Consider the following 19,166-nt stretch of genomic DNA (forward strand, 5'->3'; position numbering starts at 1 on the left):
TTTGTTATCTCGACTTAAAACGAAGTGCTATACCTATACGGATTGGTACTCTTGGTTTTATATTCGTTCTGGTAGTAGAAGACCTATCTAATCCCGCACTTTGGCTTGGTTTATCTGTGATGATTTTTTTAAGATGTTTAGATATTAGAAATTGTCTTACATTTATAAGATCAACCAAATTTCACGCTTTATATGCTACTCCATCGAATTCTTTTGCTGATCTGTATAGTTTTTATTAGTAATGCTTGCAAAAAAAAAGATACCGAAACTATTGCGGCAGAAAACGCTTCAGAACTACATAAATATCAAGAGTATGTCTCTGACGTATCGTCGGGAACAATTTCGGTATCAGAAAATGTGTACATTGTTTTGCGTAGGCCTATTTCAGGCTGGAATGATGGTCAAGAATTAGCTCAAAACCTTTTTCAGGTTTCACCGCGTGTCAAAGGAAAAGTCATTGCCGTTAATAATAGAACGATATCATTTCAACCAGAAAAGGCTTTTGACCAAGATACACACTATACTTTTACAGTAGCTCTTAAAGATATAGTAAAAGAGCTACCCGATGATCTGGCTGATGAATTCGTATTTAGCGTACAAACCATAAAGCAACAGTTTTCGATACGTATCAATAACTTACAATCCTATACCAAAGATTGGCAGTATATCGATGGAACAATAACAACTAGTGATCAATTACAATTTAGTGTCGCTAAAAACCTAGTACAGGCAACGCAAAAAGGAAAAAGAATTGCCGTAAATTTTAATGAAACAATCAGTAAAGGCAAACAATTTAGTTTTAGAATCGACAGCATTCGTCGTTTTGATGAAGATTCTGAAATTACGGTAAAATGGTCTGGAAAATCGTTTACTATAGATACTGAAGGAAGTGAAGTATTACCTGTTCCCGGAAAAGATAATTTCTCGGTACTGCATATCGCTGTCGTTAATGATGATAAACAGTACGTAGCCATCAATTTTACCGACCCTCTGAAAAAAAATCAAGATCTTCAAGGGTTAGTAACCCTCTCTGGTATAAAAGACCTAAAGTATACCATAGACGGTAATGTTTTAAAAGTTTTTCCTAAGAAAGAACTCAAAGGAACTGCAGAAATAAAAATCTTTCAGGGAATTCGAAGTGTGAACGATTATAAACTCAGAAATACGTATACTGAAACCATAGCATTTGAGCAGCCCAAACCAGAAGTTCGTTTGCTGCAGAATGGTGTAATTTTACCGACCTCAGATCAACTAAAATTTAATTTTGAGGCTGTAAATCTGCGAGCGGTAGAAGTTCAAATCATTAAAGTATTTGAAAATAATATATTGCAATTTCTTCAGAATAATAATCTAAATGGTAATAGCAATATACGAAGTGTGGGAAGACCCATTGCTAAAAAATTGATAAATCTAAGAGAAAATGCATCATTAAATCTAAGTAAATGGAATGCATTTTCTATAGATTTAGAAGAAATAATAACTCCCGATCCGGGAGCTATCTACCGACTCGAATTAAACTATCGTAAGTCGTATTCTTTATATCCATGTGATGGCCAAAACGCAGACGATACCTCTATACAAGAACTTACTAAAAATTATGACGAAGAGACCGAATCAAGTTTTTGGGATTCTTCGCAATATTATTATGATAATTATGAAGGGTATACTTGGCAAGAACGAGATAATCCCTGTAGTCAGTCCTATTATAGAGATCGAAAAGTCGGGGCAAATATAGTAGCATCCAACTTGGGTGTTATCGTTAAAAAGGGACTTAATCATTCCTACGCTATTACTGTTAACGATATTATAACCACAAGACCGGTTCCTGATGCTACGATAACCTTTTATAATTATCAACAGCAAAAAATGAGTGTGGTCACTACAGATAGTGATGGAATGTCGGTTTTTGATGCCGATCGCCCTGCATTTTTTGCTATCGCCAAATCGGGGAAACAACAAACGTATGTCAAGCTTAATGATGGTAATGCCTTATCGGTGAGTAAATTTGATGTGTCTGGTGTTCGTCTTCAAAAAGGAATCAAAGGATTTATCTTTGGGGAACGTGGTGTTTGGCGACCTGGTGATACCCTATTTTTATCATTTATACTTAACGATAAGGCGAATCCACTTCCTAAAAACCACCCGGTCAAGTTTGAACTTAGAGATCCCTACGGTAAAATTGTTCACCAAGAAACCAAAACACAGGGAACTACTAACTTTTACAAATTTGTAACGCAAACGTCAAATCAGGCACCTACCGGTAATTGGCAAGCAAAAGTCAAGGTAGGGGGAGCAAGTTTCACAAAATCTCTTAAAATTGAAACTATAAAACCCAACCGACTTAAAATCAAGACTACATTCGATAATGATTTGCTAGAGGCGAATACGGCTATTAAAGGGAACTTAGAAGTGCTTTGGTTACATGGTGCAGTTGCAAAAAACCTTAAGGCCGATATTCATGCTCGTTTTGTAGCTTCAAAAACAAGTTTCAAAGATTTTTCCGGTTACATTTTTGATGACCCTACCCGTCGTTTCAAAAGCGAAGAACAAGAAGTATTTACCGGCAAAATTTCTAATACAGGAAATGCAAATTTCAGAATCACGCCAATACTTCAAAACAAAGCTGCAGGCATGCTGAATGCATCTTTTATTACCAAGGTATATGAAAACGGAGGTGATTTTAGTACCGACGTAATTTCAAAATTGTACTCCCCTTACCAAACATACGTAGGTATCAGTATTCCCAAGGGTGATAAAGCTAGAGGTATGCTACTCACAGATACTCAACATACTTTTGATGTGGTAACGGTAGATGAAAAAGGAACCCCAAAATCAGTAAAAGATCTCGAGGTTTATATTTATAAAGTCGACTGGAGATGGTGGTGGGATACTTCAGAAGATAATTTATCATCATATAACCGCGGTTCTTATCACAATGAGGTATTTAAAACCAAAGTTACAACTAATGCAGCAGGCAAAGCTAATTTCAATTTTGAATTAAAATACCCAGAATGGGGAAGGTACCTTGTACGAGTAATAGACCCAAACGGAGGTCATGCTACAGGTAAAACGATCTATATCGATTGGCCCGGCTGGGCAGGAAAATCCCGTAAAAACGACCCTTCTGCTGCAACCATGTTATTATTTTCAACAGATAAGAAAACGTACATCGTAGGAGAAAAAGCGATAATTATATTTCCATCTGGTGAAGCAGGTAGAGCACTTGTAACAGTAGAAAATGGAACCGAAGTATTGTCATCACAGTGGATTACACCCAAAAAGGGGCAAACCAAATTCGAATTACCTATCGAGAGCGTGCACACTCCCAATGTGTTTATTCATATTACCTTACTTCAACCTCATGCTTCTACCGCAAATGATTTGCCCATTCGGTTATATGGCGTCGTCCCGATTACTGTAGAGGACCCCTCGACCAAAATACAACCACAATTAACAATGCCAGATGTTTTAAAGCCAGAAGAGCATATAACAATCAAAATAAATGAAAAGCAAGGAAAACCGATGACGTATTCCATAGCTATTGTAGACGAGGGATTATTGGATTTAACACGATTTAAAACGCCCAATCCCTGGGAGAATTTTTATGCCCGAGAAGCCTTGGGAGTGAAAACATGGGATATGTATGATGAGGTAATTGGCGCCTACGGCGGAAGTATTAATCAAGTCTTTAGTATTGGAGGTGATGCTGAAGCTGGCGGAAGCAAAGTCAAAAAAGCCAATCGTTTTGAACCTATGGTCATTTACAAGGGTCCGTTTGAATTAGCTGCTGGTAAGACCCAAACGCACACTATCAAAATTCCAAAATATATTGGTGCTGTTCGAACCATGGTAATAGCCTCTAATGCTAATGAGGCCGCTTACGGAAGCACTGATAAAACTACTCCGGTTAGAAAACCACTAATGGTGCTAACCTCGGTACCCAGAAAAATCACCCCCGGCGAAAAAGTTACCATACCGGTTACCGTTTTTGCTATGGAAAAATCGGTAAAAAATGTTGAGGTAACGCTAAAGCCCAATAAAGGATTTAGAGTGATGGGTAAGACCCAAAAACGTCTTTCTTTTTTACAACCCGACGAGAAGATAACCTACTTTGATATCGAAGTTTTAAATGGGGTATCAACAACGGTAATTGATGTGGTCGCCAGCAGTGGTAACGAAAAAGCATCGTATACTATTCCTATTGCTATCACCAACCCTAATCCTGTAACTACGGCGGTTACTTCACTTATTTTAGAGCCCAATAGCCAAAAAGAGATCAATTTTGAAGCATTCGGGGTGACGGCAAGCAATAGTGCTACTTTAGAGTTGTCATCACTACCTCCTATGAATTTTGAGAGTAGACTCGATTACCTAATTCGATATCCTCATGGTTGTGTAGAACAAACCACCTCGGCTGCTTTTCCTCAGCTATATTTAGATGATATTTTTGAGATTTCTTCTGATCGGCAACTCAAAATTCAAAAAAACATTGAAGCTGCAATCACGACGTTAAAGCGCTACATTCAACCAAACGGTGGTCTTTCTTATTGGCCTGGTCATAGTGAAACTGATGCCTGGGGGACTACTTACGCCGGCCATTTTTTACTCGAGGCTAATAAAAAAGGATATATATTACCCTTGGGCTTCAAAAGTAACTGGATTACTTATCAACAACGGCAAGCCAAAAAATGGCGAAGCGGAGGTAACGATCTGGATCAAGCTTATAGGTTATATAGCTTGGCTCTGGCCGATAGTCCAGATTTAGCTTCTATGAATAGACTCAAAGAAATGTCAAATTTATCCAATGATGCAAAATACAGACTAGCCCTAACGTATAGTCTAATTGGTCAGAAAACTGCAGCAGAGCGACTATTACATTCGGCCGCTATCAATTTTCAGCCAAAATCAGACTATAGTGCTACCTATGGTTCGGCTCATCGCAATCGAGCTATGGCTTTAGAAACGCTGGTTATATTGGATCAAAAAGCAGCAGCTCAACAGGTAGCTGTTGAGCTTGCCAGCGCGTTGTCTTCAGAAAAATGGATGAGTACACAAACGACTTCGTATGCGCTTATGGCTATGGCAAGATATGCTATTTATGTTGGCGGAAAAGGAGTACAATCGACATATACATTGAATGGAGCAACCGCTACTGTAGCTACTCAAAAGGCTATGGCAACATCAGGCAGGCTTGCTATTCAGGAAAAAAATACATTACGTTTACAAAACAATAAAGATAATACAGTTTTTGTGCAACTTTTAAATAGTGGTATTTTGCCTGTTGGCGAAGAAAAAGTAATCCAGAATGATTTGAAGGCAATTGTTGATTACAAAGATCGGGGGGGTACAGTTATAAATCCGGCCCAACTTCATCAAGGAACCAATTTTGTTGCCGAAGTTACCGTTACGAATACATCAGATAATGTAATACGCGATATGGCAGTCACCGAAATCTTTCCATCGGGATGGGAAGTCGTAAACACCAGATTTACAGATTTTGGACCTTTTAAAGCTAACGAAGTTGAATATACCGATATTCGCGATGACCGAATCAATTTCTATTTCGACTTACAGCCTAAAGAAAGTAAAACAGTAACTGTTTTATTAAATGCTTCTTACTTAGGTACGTATTATTTACCAGGTATTCAATGTGAAGCTATGTATGATCATAACTATAGTGTAAGAACAAAAGGAAAATGGATCGAGGTGGTACAGTAGTATGATTAATGGTTTTAAGTTCTGAAATTATAGTAATAAAAAGACTTCTATTGTACAGGGGCTGGTCCTTATGGAATTTACAAATGAAAAATGAATTGGAGAAAAATATACAAGTTCATAACCATACGATCTATAGGCTTTACTGCTACTGCAGTACTATTAATTGGCTATTATTTTGTGCTTCCTAAACCCCTATTTAATGATCCTACGGCTACGGTCTTAGAATCAAATGAAGGAGAACTTTTGGGAGCAAAAATCGCTACAGATGGGCAATGGCGTTTTCCAGAAACCGATAGTGTGCCTTTTAAATTCAAAAAATGCATCCTTGCCTTTGAGGATCAGCAATTTTACTATCACCCTGGCTACAATCCCGTTTCGATAGTTAAAGCATTGATACAAAATGGCAAAGCTGGTAAAATTGTTAGGGGCGGCAGCACGATCACACAACAAGTCATACGCCTGGCAAGAAAAGGTAAAAAACGAACCTTTACCGAAAAATTTTGGGAACTTATCCTAGCGACACGTTTAGAACTAAGCACTTCTAAAGAAAATATTCTCAAACTTTATGCATCGCATGCTCCCTTTGGAGGTAATGTGGTGGGGATTGACATGGCGGCATGGCGATATTTTGGATTACCGGCACATCAACTTTCCTGGGCAGAACATGCGACTCTAGCGGTATTACCCAATGCTCCATCACTAATTTATCCGGGAAAAAATAAAGAAATTCTTAAAAAAAAAAGAGACAAACTCCTGCAAAAACTTTTGAGAAAGCAAATAATTGATTCGCTAACATTTACTCTGGCAATTGCCGAGGCACTACCTGTTAAACCTTATCCTCTTCCGCAAACAGCACCACATGTTGTAGAACAATTGGCCAAAAAGTATCCCGGTGAGAGCGTTAAAACAACAATTCATTCAGCATTACAAAAACAAATCAATCAGGTAGTTAAACAACATTATGAAACGCTTCGTCAAAATGAAGTGTATAACATGGCGGTTTTAGTGATTGATGTGGCTACTCGCGAGGTGATGAGCTATGTAGGAAATTCACCAACTGATGCTCATCATCAAAAAGCAGTAGATATTGTTCAGGCTAATCGAAGTACAGGAAGTACCTTAAAGCCACTTTTGTATGCAGCTATGATGGATAAAGGTGAGTTATTACCTACGCAATTGGTTTCAGATATTCCTACCGTGATTGCGGGATATCACCCCAAAAACTTTGATAAGCGTTACAGTGGTGTTGTACCTGCAAATCATGCATTGGCAAGATCATTAAATGTACCTGCAGTGCGTCTATTGCAAGAATATGGTTTATCGAGATTTAGAGAAGAAATAAAGGTCTATGATATTAAGGGCATCCAAAATACTGCAGCTCATTATGGGTTGTCATTGATTGTTGGGGGCGCTGAAGGTAGTTTATGGGATCTTTGCAAAACGTATGCAGGTTTAGCTGGAATTGTAAATCACTACCAAAGCACTTCTGGCAGCTATTATCAAAATGAATTCATACCACCCATATTAGTAGCTCAAACAAAAGCAGATTTTGGGAAAAAAATACAACAAAAACCAATATTAGGAGCAGGAAGCGTTTGGCTTACCTTAGAAGCCATGAAAAAAGTAAACCGCCCCGAAGGTGACGAAGCTTGGGAGTTTTATGATTCTTCTCGAAAAATCGCATGGAAAACCGGAACAAGTTTCGGGAACCGTGATGCCTGGGCTATAGGAATTAGTAAAAAACATGTGGTTGGCATTTGGATCGGTAACGCCGATGGGGAAGGGCGCCCGCAGCTAACAGGTCTTAACGCTGCGGCACCGGTATTGTTTGATATATTTAACCTATTACCTAGAACTGAATGGTTTTCAATCCCATATGATGACCTAAATCAGGTCGAGGTTTGTAAACAGAGTGGTTTTTTGGCTGGGAAGCATTGCAAAGGTGAACATATACTAGTGCCCGTTACTGCAGTGAGCAACAAGTTATGTCCTTTTCATCAATTAGTGCATTTGGATGAATCTAAAACGTATCGGGTGAATTCATCATGCGAATCTGTTACGGCTATGATTCATCAACCTTGGTTTGTGCTGCCTCCGTTGCAAGGGTATTATTTTAAGATGAACAATGCTCAATATCAACCTTTACCACCGTATCATCCGGATTGTTCTTGGGAAGCCGAAACCAAAATGGATTTTATATTTCCCAAAGCGAATAGTACTGTGTACTTACCTAAAGGCTTTGATGGAAAAACAAATGCTGTTGTACTCAAAGTGGTACATACAAATTCTGAAGCAAGCCTATATTGGTATCTCGATACAACTTTTATAGGAACTACCAAACAATTTCATGAAATGCCCATTGCACCAGAACCAGGAACATACCTCGTTACAGTGTTAGACGAACAGGGTAATGAATTAAAACGTATGATTGAGATTAAGAAATAAATTGATTATCCATTAGTATACCTAAAATTTAACTGAGAAGTCATGCTGAATACTGAAACGAGTTCAGCACAGGCTCGTTTCAGTATTCAGCTTGACGCAAACCGTTTCGATTAAATTATGGATATTCGTAAAAAATAATAGCGCTACCCCTCTATATCTCCCTCAAAGGGAGACTTTCTTCTGTTTTTCTCTAAAAAAGATACCACAATGTAGCTAAATCTTTTGCATCACCATGTAGCATAAGGTGTTTTACTAAGTTGAGAATTATAATATTTTGGATCACCTGTGACTTCTTTTCCAAGCCAATCTGGCGATACAAAAGGTTCGTTTTCATCAGTTAATTCTATTTCTGCGAGAATCAAACCATTATTTTCACCTAGAAATTGATCAACTTCAATCGTGTGTTTACCCGACGGAATTTCAAAACGTATTTTTTCTATTACTCCGGGCTCACAAATTTTTAATAATTGTGCTGCATCGTTTCTGGTAATTTCTTTCTCCCATTCAAACCTGGAAATGCCTGATGAGTTTCCGATGCCTTTTACGGTAATAAATGCTTTTTCTCTTTGTATTCTAATTCTAACGGTTCGATTGGGATTGGTGTTCAAGAACCCTTGTACAATACGATAATTGTTTATAGATTCTGAAATAAAAGCTTCTGAAGTTACTAGAAATTTACGTTCTATTTCGATCATAAAGATTATTTTTTGGTTTGATAATTGGTATAAAATGCCCTAAAGTTGTTCGCTACCGAAGAATGCAATTCACCGGGATAATGCTACTTTTGATACTTTGAAATTTGTTTAAGCTCATCAGATTCGATCCGCAGATTGCTACATTTGTTATTAGCCAACCAAATCATAGCAGAAACGATTGTTTCAGGAGGTATCATTCGATATTTCTTTAGGGCTCCAATGAGTAAGGGTTGAATGACTTTCATCATAATTTTAAAGAGGTATTCACCTAATCTCTTTTCAGTTCTTGAACCCCCAATAAGCGATGGCTGAAGAATGTGAGTTTTAGGAAGGTGTAAGGCGATAATAGCATTTTCCATTTTTCCCTTGGTTCGATTATAAAAAATAGCACTTTCAGGATGAGCGCCAAGTGCTGATATAACGATAAACGTTGGAATACCATTTACTTTGCATAGCTGTGCTGCATTTACTGGGATCCCATAATCAATTTTATAATACAATTCTTGGTCAGGAGTTTTGGCTTTAGTAGTTCCGATACAGCAAAAAACTTCATCGGCTACAAAGTGATCGGCATACTCCTTTAATTTCAAAAGATCGATGATATGCTCTTCTATTTTTGGATTAGAAATAGGCACACGCTGTCTCGAAAAAAGTTTAATTTTTGCATATCGTTCATCATGTAATAATTGCTGTAATAAGATGCCTCCGGTAAGACCGGTGGCTCCAAGGATGATTGCTGTTTTCAACATTTTTGACCGATTTGTAGATAAAGGTATAAAAGTGACGTATTAGTTTAAGAAAAGAAGCCATAAATTTGTAAAAGAATAATGATTTGGTTGGAAAACTCTGATTCACATAGAAAAATTATCCACGTCGATATGGATGCCTTTTATGCCTCGGTAGAGCAACTCGATAATCCCGAATTGAAAGGGAAACCCTTGGCGGTAGGGGGAGGCTCAAAAAGAGGGGTGGTAAGCGCGGCCAGTTATGAAGCTCGGGCTTTTGGTGTACGATCTGCTATGCCAGGTTTTACCGCTAAAAAATTGTGTCCTGATCTTATCTTTGTTCGTCCTAGATTTGATCGATACAAAGAAATTTCATTAAAAATTCGCAAGATATTCTACCACTTTACAGATCTTGTAGAACCCTTGTCACTTGATGAAGCCTATCTCGATGTTACTAAGAACAAAAAAGGAAATCCTAGTGCCACATTAATTGCCCAGGAGATTAGGAGACAAATTTTCGACGAATTGGGTCTTACTGCTTCGGCCGGGATATCAATTAATAAATTTATTGCCAAAGTCGCTAGTGATTATAATAAACCAAATGGTCAAAAAACTGTAAATCCTGAGGAGGTGATCACGTTTTTGGAGGCGTTGGATGTTAAAAAGTTCTACGGAGTCGGTAAAGTAACTCAAGCCAAAATGTATGCCATGGGTATTTATACGGGTAATGACCTTAAAGCAAAATCAGAAGAGTTTTTGACAGCACATTTTGGTAAGGCCGGCAGGCATTATTATCGCATTGTACGAGGTATTCACCTTAGCGAAGTAAAGCCTAATCGAGAGCGTAAATCTTTGGCAGCCGAGCGAACCTTTAGCGAGAACATTGCCTCAGAGATTTATATGTTGGAGCGATTAGAAAGCATTGCCGAAGAACTACAAAAGCGATTAAAAAACAATAAGGTATCAGGAAGAACGGTTACCTTAAAAATCAAATACAGTGATTTTACCATACAAACGCGTAGTAAAACATTGCCCTATTTTATAAGCGACGCCAGGATACTTTTAGAAACGGCAAAAGAACTGTTATATCAAGAAAAGATGAAAAATTCTGTACGACTACTCGGGATTTCACTTTCTAATTTAAATACAGGGCAAATACCATTAAAAGAGAAAAAGAAAAAGAAAAATGAATTTGAAGTGGTGCAACTTAGGTTTGATTTTTAATTTAATTTCGTCTATCCTTTTTAGGTTATCAGTCGTCTTTACAATGTAAAACCGTAGAACGTATTTTCTTGCCAATTGACGTCGGACTTGCTTTGAAATCTAGAAATCCATTCAATAGAATAATGGCACTATATTGCCGTGCGATCAAACTCATCGAAGTAAAAAATGTCGTAGAAATACTTGGAAGTTTAGAATCAATAGTCTTCATGGTTCAAATTTACTATATTTCCTAAGAGAACATGGTTTTTTGTTTAAGTTTGAAGGTTGATTTCCAACGATTTCAAAATAAAACATAAACAAAATATAGCTCTTTTTTAAATTCATTATAAATACGAGATAAACAGATTAAAATGTTGGTAAAAAGGTACATGAGCCTTACTTTTGTTGTGCGAAATTTTAAACATTTTAAATAATGGGTGGATTGATAAAATCATCAATAGCTAGAAAAGTTGCCATGGCACTTTCGGGACTTTTCTTAGTATTTTTCTTATTACAACATTTCAGTATCAATTTTACATCAGTTTTTAGTCCAGATTTGTTTAACGAGCTTTCTCATTTTATGGGAACTAACCCTATCGTTCAATTTGTATTGCAACCGATTTTAATCTTTGCAGTCGTTTTTCATTTTGTTATGGGTTTTATATTAGAAGTTCAAAACAATAAAGCCAGAGCTGTAAAATATGCCAAATATAACGGAGGCGCTAATGCACCATGGGTGTCTAGGAATATGATCTATTCGGGATTGGTAGTATTAGCATTTCTAGGATTACATTTTTACGACTTTTGGGTGCCTGAGATCGTGTACAAATACATTGAGACGAATCCAGAGGTACCTACGCGATACTACGAAGAATTATTGCACAAATTTGAAAGTCCGATCCGAACTGGATTGTATGTGCTTTCTTTTGTTTTTTTAGCCCTGCACTTGTGGCATGGTTTTGCATCGTCTTTCCAGTCTGTTGGATTTAACAATAAGTATTCTGAAGGATTGACCAAGTTTGCCAAAGCATTTGCAGTGCTTATCCCTCTTGGCTTTGTGGCGATTGCTGTTATTCATTATTTTAATCATTAAAAACCACTATTATGTCGATTTTAGATTCTAAAATACCTGAAGGGCCACTGGCTGATAAGTGGACAAAACATAAAAATACTATCGATCTCGTTAATCCTGCAAATAAAAGGAATATCGACGTGATCGTAGTAGGAACTGGTTTAGCGGGTGGTAGCGCAGCAGCGACGCTTGCTGAACTAGGCTATAATGTTAAAACTTTTTGTTATCAGGATTCACCTCGTAGAGCACATTCTATTGCTGCACAGGGGGGTATTAATGCTTCAAAAAATTATCAAGGCGATGGAGACTCAGATTATCGCTTGTTTTATGATACCGTAAAAGGAGGAGATTATCGTTCTAGAGAAGCCAATGTGTATCGTTTGGCTGAAGTATCTGGTAATATCATTGATCAATGTGTTGCACAGGGAGTACCTTTTGCTCGCGAATACGGAGGTTTGCTTGATAACAGATCCTTTGGTGGTGTGTTAGTATCCAGAACCTTTTATGCTAAAGGACAAACCGGACAACAGCTACTGTTGGGAGCATATTCTGCCATGAACCGACAAATCAACCGAGGTAAGATACAGGCGTTTAATCGTCATGAAATGTTAGACTTGGTAAAAATTGACGGTAAAGCACGCGGTATTATAGCTCGAGACCTGGTAACCGGTGAAATAGAACGACACGCTGCCCATGCTGTAGTATTAGCTACCGGTGGATATGGTAACGTATTTTTCTTAAGTACCAATGCTATGGGAAGCAATGTCATGGCCGCTTGGAGAGCACATCGAAGAGGCGCATTTTTTGCCAATCCTTGTTTTACGCAAATTCATCCAACTTGTATTCCTGTTTCAGGAGAAAGTCAGTCCAAATTAACACTCATGTCTGAGTCGTTAAGAAATGATGGTCGTATTTGGGTGCCCAAGAGAAAAGAAGATGCCGAAGCGATACGAGAAGGTAAATTAAAACCGACACAACTATCAGAAGAGGAAAGAGATTATTATCTGGAGCGTCGATATCCTGCTTTTGGTAATTTAGTGCCACGTGATGTTGCATCAAGAGCGGCAAAAGAGCGATGTGATGCCGGTTTTGGTGTTAATAAAACAGGAGAGGCTGTGTATCTCGACTTTGCTTCAGCCATAGAACGTTATGGAAGAGAAAAAGCATTGACTTCAGGTATGCAGGATCCTACCAAAGAACAAGTGATCAAATTAGGAGAAGAGGTAGTAGAAGCCAAATACGGGAACCTGTTTCAAATGTATGAAAAGATCGTAGACGAAAATCCATACAAAACACCGATGATGATTTATCCTGCTGTGCATTACACTATGGGCGGACTTTGGGTAGATTATAATTTACAAACCACTATACCTGGATGTTACGCTGCCGGTGAGGCGAATTTTTCTGATCACGGAGCGAATCGTTTAGGAGCCTCTGCATTAATGCAAGGATTGGCAGATGGATATTTTGTATTGCCGTACACGATAGGAGATTACCTTGCGGATGATATACGTACAGGAGAAATTCCTACAGATACACCAGAGTTTGAACAAGCTGAACAAGAAGCTAAAGAACGTATCGATAGGCTAATGAGTGCCTCGGGAACCCATTCTGTAGATTATTACCACAAAAAACTAGGTAAAATCATGTGGAATAAATGCGGAATGTCTCGTAATGAAACAGAACTAAAAGAAGCCATCGAAGAAATTGCAAATCTGAGAGAAGATTTCTGGAAAAATGTAAAAATTCCCGGTCAGGCTAACGGTGTAAATCAAGAATTGGAAAAAGCAGGAAGAGTCGCTGATTTTCTTGAATTAGGAGAACTGTTTGCCAAAGATGCTTTAACAAGAAACGAATCTTGTGGTGGTCATTTTAGAGAAGAATACCAAACTAAAGAAGGTGAAGCGTTAAGGGACGATGAAAACTTTAAGTTTGTATCTGCCTGGGAATATAAAGGAGAACCTAAAGATGCTGTGCTTCATAAGGAAGAGTTGGTATATGAAAATATCGAATTAAAAACACGTAGTTACAAGTAATATAGCTCATAAAGATATCACTAGATGAATACAATTGTGAAGTCTTATAAAGTAAAATGCGTAATGCCTTTATTACATCAATAGACAAATGGCTATTGACTTTTGGCTAAAAAACAAAAAAATATGAATCTTACATTAAAAATATGGCGTCAAAAAGATGCTAAGTCACAAGGAAAGATGGTAGACTATCAAATATCAGGTATCGAAGGTGATATGTCTTTCTTAGAAATGTTGGATGTGTTAAACGAAGATTTAATAAGCAAAGGAGAAGAACCAGTAGTATTTGATCATGACTGTAGAGAGGGCATATGTGGTTCATGCTCATTACAAATTAACGGAGAACCTCATGGTCCCGATCGATTGATCACGACTTGCCAGTTACATATGCGTAAGTTTAACGATGGCGATACTATTTACATCGAACCCTTTAGAGCCAAAGCTTTTCCTGTAGTAAAAGATTTAATGATAGACCGTAGTGCTTTCGACAGGATACAACACGCCGGGGGATACATCTCTGTAAATACTTCGGGAAATACTATGGATGCCAATGCTATACCAGTAAATAAGCATGATGCAGATGATTCTTTTGCAGCGGCTACCTGTATTGGATGCGGTGCCTGTGTTGCAGCTTGTAAAAATGCATCGGCAATGTTATTTACATCGGCAAAAGTATCGCAATTTGCACTTTTACCTCAAGGACAGGTTGAAGCCAGTGAGCGAGTTATGGCCATGGTAAATCAAATGGATGCAGAAGGTTTTGGTAATTGTACAAATACGGGAGCATGCGAAATTGAATGCCCAAAGGGTATTTCACTAGAAAATATAGCACGTATGAATCGTGAATATTTAAAAGCGAGCGTAAAAGGATAGATGCTATTCAAACAATACTATTTGTAGTAATATCAACTGTCAAGAGGTTTTGAGAACGTATAAGCAAGTTCTTTTTCTATCGCAGAAGCACTAATCAACTTTCCTTTTGAAGGTGTTTTGTGGTCATAGTCGGGTGTCGATAATCCCATGCGCTTGCAGATAGCAGTATAATATGTAGCTTTTTCAGGATGATCGGGGTATGAGGCATTAAAATGTTCTCCCCAAAACTCGATAGTTATAATTTTTTGTATAATTGCGATACAATCTTCTAAATGAATGAGATTAACAGGGGCTTTAGGGTTTTTGATATTTTCTCGTTTAGATAACATAGTTGCAGGATGTCTTTTGGAACCAAATAATCCTGAAAATCTCAAAATCGTAGTCTTAAAGTTTGAATTTTCTTGTAGTAATTGCTCTACTTTAATAAGTTGTTTTCCGGCATTAGAACTTGCATTCGGCTTTGTTTCTTTAGAAATAACAGGAAAACTTTCGTGATCTGCAAAAACTGAGGTCGAACTGATAAAAAGAACCTTTTTGATCGTAGCAGCTTCAATAAAGGGAATAAGCTTCTCAATTTTGGCTACAAAATCAACTTCAGGGTTTCGTCGTAATCCCGGGGGAATATTAATGATGATAAGTTCACTTCCTTTCAAAAAAGATGCTATAGCTCCCTCTGGACCATTTTCGGTGAGTGTAATTGTGTAAGCTTTTATTTTCTTTTTTTCTAAAGTAGGCAACTTTTCGTCTGTGGTAGTAGAGCCTTTTATGATCCAATTCTTATTCATAAGGGCTTCTGCCAGCGGCAATCCCAGCCAGCCTGTCCCTAAAATGCTAATTTGCATATGTTTCTTTATTAGTTGTATTCAAAAATTCAGTAGTAGTGGTATCTCTTCTCTTAATTTGATATTCGGGTATAGCGAATTTTTTTGTAACAACAACAGCATCATTTACAATAAAAGGTTTGGGCATCATATGTTTATCGCGTTCAGGAACACTAAAATGTTTATTCTCTAACAGATCATAAGAGGTTTCATATAAAATAAAATTGGGTACCGAGTCTTTATGAAATTCCATTGCCAGTTCTAGCGGTTCGTTATTAGAAACCAAATATGTGATCAAATTTTCATTCCATCGCTTCGTATATGCATTGTATTGTTTACCATCTTTATGTGTAAAACTGATTGCCGTTTCTCCGTTAGCTTTCAACTTCTTAAAATTAAACAAAGTTGCTGTGTACAAATCCATTCTCTGTATGTTTCTTTGAGGGGCGATACATAAATTAATTGATCGTGTTTCGCCATAAACAGTATCCTGGCTAAACTCTATTATGGGCCGTGCTATATTTTTAACAGGTGCTGCGCTACGGTATGTAAATGCTTTACCGTACTTGCTTTGTAGTGTAAAAGCAATAGCTTTATTTGCATCTTTTTTCGAAAGTTGTTTGTTTTCATCGCTAGGATTATCTTCTTTGGGTTTGATGTAGTTTTTTGTCCATGAATCTAGCGTTTTATCATAAGTAGCCCAAAAGGCCTGGTTTTGATTGGCGTCAAGGGTATATATCAAACTATTTGGTTTTTGTCTTTGTTCCGTAAAATCTGCCGACAAATGAGCAGAAAACATAAAGATTAGTGCGGCAAATAGCGCTACATTGCCCACCAAGTGTTTTCGTTTATAAAATCCAAAAACCGGAAGCATGATTCCGAATAACATTACGGTTAATAGGGAAGAAACAAATAAAATTTTAAGTCCTAAAGCAACAGGAAAAGAGGTGATAAAAGGAAATACAATAAAAATGGCTGGCAAGCTTAGCAAGACCATTAAATAAGGGTTGGGTCTTTTTTGTCGAATAAGCACAATCAACGAAATAAGCCCAAAGAAAACGATGATGATAAAGTAACTGGCTCCTTTGAGATAAAAAGCAGCAATAGCAGCTGTAATGAGCCATATGGTTAATGGAGCCACCAGTAAACTAGGAAGAGTTTCTGTTTTTTTTACGAATTTGCCATACATTTTAAAGCAAATCCCTATTGTTAATAGTAAAAACGCAGCAATGTATTGGTACCCGTTATATGTAAATCCATGTTGAATTTCATTATACTGCGGGTATATAAGTAGAATAAGCTTCCATAGCCCAAATGACATAATGCCCGATAAAAGTAATGTAAATAGAAAAACACCAAATCCGGCAAGTACCTGTTTAAAATCAATTCTAAAAGCAGTTCTACCATAAAATAGTAAGATCAAAAAGAACAATATAGCGCTTACAAGTAGTGGGATAATCCAGCTGAAGGGATACATTACAAGTTTAAAAACAGGAGTGTTGAAATAGATATAATCTTGATCAGATTTTAGATTATTGATATCAGTTTCAGAAAAATAGGTAAGTAATGGCATTAGGTAATTGCCTTGATGCTGCAGTGTATTCAGGTCCAAGCGTTGCCATATATCATTTGCAGTATGATAATCATAATGATCCCCAATAAAAGCAAAGTTAAACCCATCAATATTCGCTTGCTCCCTTAAAACAGTCAGATCTGTATCGTTAGGAAGCATTTTATAGATGCTGTATGCCAACGAATTTGTAACAGGATATTGAACACCTGCATTGGCGAATGTATTAATCATTTTAGCGTTTTTCCCATTAGTCTCGAGAAGCATGTAAGAGTCGCCGCCGCTTCCCCTGGCTTCAAAGTTGAGTGCCAGACCAATGTTTTTTGCATAAGGATGCTTTTTTACAAAAAAATCTGCACCGTTGAGACCTAATTCTTCACCATCAGTAATACAAATAATAATATCATTTTTAGGTACTTTACCAAGCGATAAGTAAGCACGTATACCTTCTAAAATGGTAGCGACACCACTCGCAGCATCACTAGCACCGTACGACGAATGAGGGGAGCTGTCATAATGTGAGAGTATGGCCAGAGATTTTCCAGAAGAATTACCTTTAATTCGCGCAATAATATTCTTGGGTCGACTTACCCTTCCTGCTTTCGAAACCGAAACACCTTCTTGCACTTCAGGTTGTAATCCCATTTTTCGCAATTCATCAACTATATATTGTCGAACTTCTTCATGTGCAGGACTACCCAGATAATGGGGTTCTTTGGCCATATTTTTAACATGTTGAAGGGCTCGTAAGGTAGAAAACTCTTCTGGTGGTGTTTCCAGATCACTAATGCGATGAGACTTTGTGCTATAGAAGGTAAACAGTAAAGAAGATACAATAAGAATAAACGTAAGTAATGAAGGGAACTTTCGCATACAATTAACTAATTTATAGTAAAGGTAAGAAATAAGCCACAGTTATTATAGATACGGTAACCGAAATGAATACTAGATGTAGTACTACGGATAAAAGCAAGAAACAGTAGCATAAAAATGACATTATGATAAAAATTTAAGAAAAAACCTAGTAAAGCAGGGTGTCTTTTTGAATTATATTAATGAAATCACTATATTTAAGATTCACTAAATCATGATATTATGGGAATAATAAGTTTTCAAGGAGCGAGACCTAAGATAAAGAAGCAGGATGAAACTCGAATTAAGGTTTCAGACTACATGACCAGAGATTTGATAACATTTACTCCTAATCAATCGGTAATGGAGGTGATAGAAACGCTAGTTAAGCATAAAATATCAGGTGGGCCGGTAGTCAATACCGAGGATCAATTATTAGGAATTATTTCTGAAGGTGATTGTATCAAGCAACTTAATGAAAGTCGATATTATAATATGCCAATAGATGATGCGAAAGTTGAAAAATTTATGGTGAAAGATGTAGAAACCATCGATGGAAATTTGAACATATTCGATGCTGCCAATAAATTTCTACAAACCAAAAGAAGGCGTTTTCCAATTATCGAAGATGGGAAACTTGTTGGGCAAATCAGTCAGAAAGACGTCATGAAGGCCGCTTTAAAAATGAAAGGACAAAACTGGCACGATAAGTAGTGGTTCGACCTGCGTGACATGGTATAATCGTATCATTTTAGGTTTCAATTTCTTTTAACTAATGCATAGAAATCATTTTCTAAAGGTAAATATCCCTGATCGTAAACGAAGTAATATATAGTCCCTGTTTTGGTAGTATATACACTAGTAAAATGCTGAAAATCGAATCCTTTAGCAATTAATTTTGTTTTAGTAACTTTCGTTTTGTCTCTGGGATTCAATTCTTCAAGAATTCGATAGTTTTTGCGTAGTAGGTTATTGATATTTCTAACCAGATTCTTACTATCTTTATTTAATTGATTGTTAAATGCGTTGCGACAATAATCGTTACAAAACTTCTTGTCCACACGACCAATGATTTTATTGCCACAAACCGGACATTTTTTTTGCATAGTACCTATAAATTATAATTCGAATATACATAAATATCCATTTACAAGCATTT

At 37.2% G+C, this 19,166-nt stretch carries 12 protein-coding genes; 7 read left to right on the forward strand and 5 right to left on the reverse strand.

Going from position 1 to position 19,166, the window contains the following annotated elements:
• Positions 1–192: 192 nt before the first annotated feature.
• The gene (locus J8281_RS13240) at positions 193–5,718 is read left to right on the forward strand and encodes an alpha-2-macroglobulin (protein WP_210198115.1); all 5,526 of its coding nucleotides are present in this window, start codon (positions 193–195) and stop codon (positions 5,716–5,718) included.
• A 90-nt stretch (positions 5,719–5,808) separates the two neighbouring features.
• Positions 5,809–8,163, forward strand: a complete 2,355-nt coding sequence (pbpC, locus tag J8281_RS13245; protein ID WP_210198116.1) for a penicillin-binding protein 1C — start codon at positions 5,809–5,811, stop codon at positions 8,161–8,163.
• A gap of 227 nt (positions 8,164–8,390) precedes the next feature.
• Here pbpC and J8281_RS13250 read toward each other — a convergent pair whose 3' ends face one another.
• The gene (locus tag J8281_RS13250; RefSeq protein ID WP_210198117.1) at positions 8,391–8,858 is read right to left on the reverse strand and encodes a CYTH domain-containing protein; all 468 of its coding nucleotides are present in this window, start codon (positions 8,856–8,858) and stop codon (positions 8,391–8,393) included.
• Positions 8,859–8,941: 83 nt separating this feature from the next.
• Positions 8,942–9,607: an NAD(P)H-binding protein gene (locus J8281_RS13255; protein WP_210198118.1), complete on the reverse strand. Its 666-nt coding sequence runs from the start codon at positions 9,605–9,607 to the stop codon at positions 8,942–8,944.
• 78 nt (positions 9,608–9,685) lie between these two features.
• Here J8281_RS13255 and dinB point away from each other — a divergent pair, with 78 nt between their 5' ends.
• The 4 genes from dinB (at position 9,686) to J8281_RS13275 (ending at position 14,764) form a co-directional block, all read left to right on the forward strand.
• Positions 9,686–10,807: a DNA polymerase IV gene (dinB, locus tag J8281_RS13260; RefSeq protein ID WP_210198119.1), complete on the forward strand. Its 1,122-nt coding sequence runs from the start codon at positions 9,686–9,688 to the stop codon at positions 10,805–10,807.
• Positions 10,808–11,219: 412 nt separating this feature from the next.
• Entirely contained in the window at positions 11,220–11,879 is a 660-nt protein-coding gene (locus tag J8281_RS13265) for a succinate dehydrogenase cytochrome b subunit (RefSeq protein ID WP_210198120.1), read from the forward strand.
• Positions 11,880–11,890: 11 nt separating this feature from the next.
• On the forward strand, positions 11,891–13,894 hold the full coding sequence (locus J8281_RS13270) for a fumarate reductase/succinate dehydrogenase flavoprotein subunit (RefSeq protein ID WP_210198121.1): 2,004 nt from the start codon (positions 11,891–11,893) through the stop codon (positions 13,892–13,894).
• Positions 13,895–14,017: 123 nt separating this feature from the next.
• Positions 14,018–14,764 (forward strand): succinate dehydrogenase/fumarate reductase iron-sulfur subunit, encoded by a 747-nt coding sequence (locus tag J8281_RS13275; protein WP_210198122.1) that lies wholly within the window; start codon positions 14,018–14,020, stop codon positions 14,762–14,764.
• A 32-nt stretch (positions 14,765–14,796) separates the two neighbouring features.
• Here the strand turns inward: J8281_RS13275 and J8281_RS13280 are convergent, their stop codons facing one another.
• Entirely contained in the window at positions 14,797–15,606 is an 810-nt protein-coding gene (locus tag J8281_RS13280; RefSeq protein WP_210198123.1) for an NAD(P)H-binding protein, read from the reverse strand.
• On the reverse strand, positions 15,596–18,028 hold the full coding sequence (locus J8281_RS13285) for a M28 family peptidase (RefSeq protein WP_210198124.1): 2,433 nt from the start codon (positions 18,026–18,028) through the stop codon (positions 15,596–15,598). The genes J8281_RS13280 and J8281_RS13285 overlap by 11 nt, the downstream gene beginning before the upstream one ends.
• A gap of 222 nt (positions 18,029–18,250) precedes the next feature.
• On the opposite strand from J8281_RS13285, the gene J8281_RS13290 reads away from it, so the two are divergent.
• Positions 18,251–18,721 carry a CBS domain-containing protein gene (locus J8281_RS13290; RefSeq protein WP_210198125.1) on the forward strand — a complete coding sequence of 157 codons (471 nt, stop codon included), beginning with the start codon at positions 18,251–18,253 and terminating at the stop codon, positions 18,719–18,721.
• A 44-nt stretch (positions 18,722–18,765) separates the two neighbouring features.
• Here J8281_RS13290 and J8281_RS13295 read toward each other — a convergent pair whose 3' ends face one another.
• Positions 18,766–19,113 carry a DUF2116 family Zn-ribbon domain-containing protein gene (locus J8281_RS13295; protein WP_210198126.1) on the reverse strand — a complete coding sequence of 116 codons (348 nt, stop codon included), beginning with the start codon at positions 19,111–19,113 and terminating at the stop codon, positions 18,766–18,768.
• Between the last annotated feature and the right edge of the window lie 53 nt (positions 19,114–19,166).

Source organism: Aquimarina sp. U1-2, assembly GCF_017897595.1.
Lineage (GTDB): Bacteria > Bacteroidota > Bacteroidia > Flavobacteriales > Flavobacteriaceae > Aquimarina.

Excerpts from the sequence above, each read along its gene's own strand:
- J8281_RS13240 (WP_210198115.1), top strand. The coding sequence starts at position 193 with ATGCTACTCCATCGAATTCTTTTGCTGATCTGTATAGTTTTTATTAGT.
- pbpC (WP_210198116.1), top strand. The coding sequence starts at position 5,809 with ATGAATTGGAGAAAAATATACAAGTTCATAACCATACGATCTATAGGC.
- J8281_RS13250 (WP_210198117.1), bottom strand. The coding sequence starts at position 8,858 with ATGATCGAAATAGAACGTAAATTTCTAGTAACTTCAGAAGCTTTTATT.
- J8281_RS13255 (WP_210198118.1), bottom strand. The coding sequence starts at position 9,607 with ATGTTGAAAACAGCAATCATCCTTGGAGCCACCGGTCTTACCGGAGGC.
- dinB (WP_210198119.1), top strand. The coding sequence starts at position 9,686 with ATGATTTGGTTGGAAAACTCTGATTCACATAGAAAAATTATCCACGTC.
- J8281_RS13265 (WP_210198120.1), top strand. The coding sequence starts at position 11,220 with ATGGGTGGATTGATAAAATCATCAATAGCTAGAAAAGTTGCCATGGCA.
- J8281_RS13270 (WP_210198121.1), top strand. The coding sequence starts at position 11,891 with ATGTCGATTTTAGATTCTAAAATACCTGAAGGGCCACTGGCTGATAAG.
- J8281_RS13275 (WP_210198122.1), top strand. The coding sequence starts at position 14,018 with ATGAATCTTACATTAAAAATATGGCGTCAAAAAGATGCTAAGTCACAA.
- J8281_RS13280 (WP_210198123.1), bottom strand. The coding sequence starts at position 15,606 with ATGCAAATTAGCATTTTAGGGACAGGCTGGCTGGGATTGCCGCTGGCA.
- J8281_RS13285 (WP_210198124.1), bottom strand. The coding sequence starts at position 18,028 with ATGCGAAAGTTCCCTTCATTACTTACGTTTATTCTTATTGTATCTTCT.
- J8281_RS13290 (WP_210198125.1), top strand. The coding sequence starts at position 18,251 with ATGGGAATAATAAGTTTTCAAGGAGCGAGACCTAAGATAAAGAAGCAG.
- J8281_RS13295 (WP_210198126.1), bottom strand. The coding sequence starts at position 19,113 with ATGCAAAAAAAATGTCCGGTTTGTGGCAATAAAATCATTGGTCGTGTG.